Annotated in this window: 2 protein-coding genes and 1 pseudogene; 1 reads left to right on the top strand and 2 read right to left on the bottom strand. The window is 75.5% G+C overall.

Annotated elements, in window-relative coordinates; all coding sequences use genetic code 11:
• Positions 1-499, bottom strand: a pseudogene (locus AOK18_RS17920) (glucose-6-phosphate dehydrogenase); the annotation flags it as partial.
• The gene (locus tag AOK18_RS17915; protein ID WP_055695032.1) at positions 496-1,341 is read right to left on the bottom strand and encodes an SMP-30/gluconolactonase/LRE family protein; all 846 of its coding nucleotides are present in this window, start codon (positions 1,339-1,341) and stop codon (positions 496-498) included. The gene AOK18_RS17915 and the pseudogene AOK18_RS17920, both read right to left, overlap by 4 nt.
• Before the next feature lie 146 nt (positions 1,342-1,487).
• Between AOK18_RS17915 and AOK18_RS17910 the strand changes: the two genes are divergently transcribed.
• Positions 1,488-2,696, top strand: coding sequence for an FUSC family protein (locus tag AOK18_RS17910; protein WP_055695031.1), 1,209 nt, complete (start codon positions 1,488-1,490; stop codon positions 2,694-2,696).
• Positions 2,697-2,812: the final 116 nt, after the last annotated feature.

The raw sequence follows: 2,812 nt of genomic DNA, 5'->3' as shown, positions 1-2,812 counted from the left end.
CGTTCAGCGCGGCCGCGCTGGCCGCGTCGGTGCCGAAGGGCTTCTCCAGCACCAGGCGCGTGCCGTCCGGCACGCCGATCCGGGACAGCGCCCGGCAGGCCTCGACGGTGACCGCGGGCGGCAGCGCGAAGTACAGGGTGAGGCGGCCCCGGCGGCCCTCCAGGAGGCGGCGCAGGTCGTCCTCGTCGGTGGCGTCCGCGGTCACGTAGCGCGCGTCGCGGACGACGGCGTCGACGGCGGGCCCGCTCGCCCCTCCCACCGCGAACGCCTCCGTGACGACCGTCCGCCACTCCTCGTCGCTCCCCTCACCGCGGTCGCTGCCGACGAGGAAGAGGCCGGCCGGTGAGGACGCGGCGATCAGGCTGCCCAGGCCCGGCAGGAGCAGCCGGGACGCCAGGTCGCCGCGCGCGCCGAGGACGAGCAGCGTCTGGGTCCGCTCGCCGTCCGCGCCGCCCGTACCGCCCGCGCGGGCACCGGTGGGGGCGTCGGCGGCGCTCATCCGGCGAACTCCCTCACGGGCACGCCCCGGACCCCGGGCACGCAGGTGAACAGCGCCCCCGCCCGCGGTTCGGCGCCGGGTGCGAGGTGTTCGCGCGAGGTGGTGATGAACAGCCGGTCCAGCTCCGGCCCGCCGAAGGTGCACGCCGTCACCTTGGTGACCGGGAGGTCCACGACCTCGTCGAGGGTGCCGTCCGGCGCGTACCGGCGCACGGCGCCTCCGTCGTACAGGGCGACCCACACGCCGCCCTCCGCGTCGACCGTCAGCCCGTCCGGTTTCCCGGGCCCGGGAACGACGGCGAACGGGCGCCGTCCGGTCAGCCCGTGCTCACGGTCGTAGTCGAACACGTCGACGCGGCCCGTCCCCGTGTCGACGTAGTACGCGCGACCACCGTCGGGGCTCCACTCCAGGCCGTTGGAGATCGTCACGGCGTCGAGGACGGTGGCCGTCGAGCCGTCGGGGTCCAGGCGGTGCAGCGCGCCGGCGCCCCGCCGGGTGTCGTACTCCATGGAACCGCAGTAGAACCGCCCGTCCGGATCGCAGCCTCCCTCGTTCATGCGCACGCGCTCGTCACTCCACAGGGGGTCCAAGAGGGTCACCTTTCCGTCCGGGTCCTCGAGGGCGAAGCCGCGTTCGACTCCGAGTACGGCGCCGCCCCCTCGTCTGGGGCGGACCGCGGCGACGACGGTGTCGACGTGCCGCCGCACCACCGTCGCGTCGGGGGCGAGCGACAGCACGTCCCCCGCCAGCATGTCCAGCCACCGCAGGCCGCCCCACGCCTCGGACCAGACCGGTCCCTCGCCGTGGTACGCGAGCGGTTCGGTGAACTGTTCGACCTTCATCACCGCCGCCTTTCCGCCGGCGCGGGCGCCGGCACGGTCACGGCTCGCCGGGACTCCCCGACGCCGGGTGGGCGGGGCGGCCGGCTGGCATCATGAGCAGGGTGAGCGCGTCGCGGTCCCGCAGGGCAGTCCGCGGAGCCCGTGCGGTGGCGCACAGGACCGCGTCGCGCGTCCCGGGCGGCGGCCGCCGGACCGCCCTGGACGTGTGGCTGCTGCTCCAGGCGACCGCCAGCGCCGCGGTGGCGTGGCTGGTGGCCCGTTACGTGTTCGACCACCCCACCCCGTACTTCGCCCCCATCGCGGCGATGATCGCCCTGACCGCGGACCTCGGCGAACGCGGCCTGCACGCGGTCCGGCTGCTGCTGGGCGTGCTGCTCGGTCTGCTGGTCGGCCAGCTCGTGCTCGCCACCCTGGGAACCGGCCCCGGGGCGATGGCCTTCGCCGTGTTCGTCTCGCTCTCGGTCGCACGCGCCGTGCGCGGCCCCCAGATCGTCGTCGTCCAGGCCGCGGTGAGCGCCATCCTGGTGGTGGCCGCGGGTGACGAGGCGAACGGTTTCCAGCGCCTGGTGGACGTGCTGACCGGCGCGGGCATCGCCCTGGTGTTCTCGCAGCTCCTCTTCCCGCCCGAGCCGCTGGCCCTGCTGCGCCGCGCCGAGACGGAGGCGCTCACCGCGATCGCCGGCGGTCTGACCACCCTGGCCGACGCCATCGACCGGAACGACGACGGCCTCGCCGCGCGGTCGGTCGGGGAACTCCGCGAGATCCTGGACCATCTGGTGGAACTGCGCCGGGTCGGCCGGACCGACCCGCGGGTCACCCGCCGCGCGCTGGCGGGGCGGGCGAAGGTCGTCGTGCGCGAGAAGGAGCACGCGGAGCACCTCGACCTGCTGGGTGCCAGCTGCCTCATGCTCGCGCGACTCGTCGCCTCGGCCCCCTCCGGCACCCGGGCCCGGCTCCAGGAGCCGGTGCGCGAGCTGAGGAACATCGTCGGCTCTCTGGCGGGAGGACTCGACGACCGCGACGTACGCCAGCGCGCCGCCGACCGCGCGCTGGAACTCGCGACCCGGATCACGACGGACACCGAAACCGCCGGATCCACCGGCCCCGGCGGCACGGCGGACCCCGCGGACCTCACGTTCCTGGCCTACAGCCTCCGCACGGTCGCGACCGACGTCATCGCGTTCGCCGGGGTGGATCTCGCCGACGCACTCGAGGCCATCCGCACCGGAGCGCTGGACCGCCGGGTGGCCCCCACCCGCCGGCCGCCCGGCCGGCTCGGGCTCTGGGCGCGGCGCCTCCGGAACAGGACCCGCCGGTCGCTCACCCGGGGAAGGCCGTCCGGAGGAAGGCCGTGAGGGCTTGGACATGACCATCCCGTCCTGAGGAGGAGACCGGTGGGGACCGGTGCGGGAACCGGCGGTGGGTCCGGCGGCCCCGGTGGGGAACGTTCACGGGGCCGCCGGACCCACCG

Source organism: Streptomyces prasinopilosus (assembly GCF_001419695.1).
Lineage (GTDB): Bacteria > Actinomycetota > Actinomycetes > Streptomycetales > Streptomycetaceae > Streptomyces > Streptomyces prasinopilosus.
The sequence above is the reverse complement of the archived record's forward strand: the minus strand, read 5'-3'. Positions and strand labels throughout refer to the sequence as shown.

What these genes read in the sequence shown, in the direction of transcription:
- AOK18_RS17915 (WP_055695032.1), bottom strand. Translation starts at nt 1,341, where the DNA reads ATGAAGGTCGAACAGTTCACCGAACCGCTCGCGTACCACGGCGAGGGA.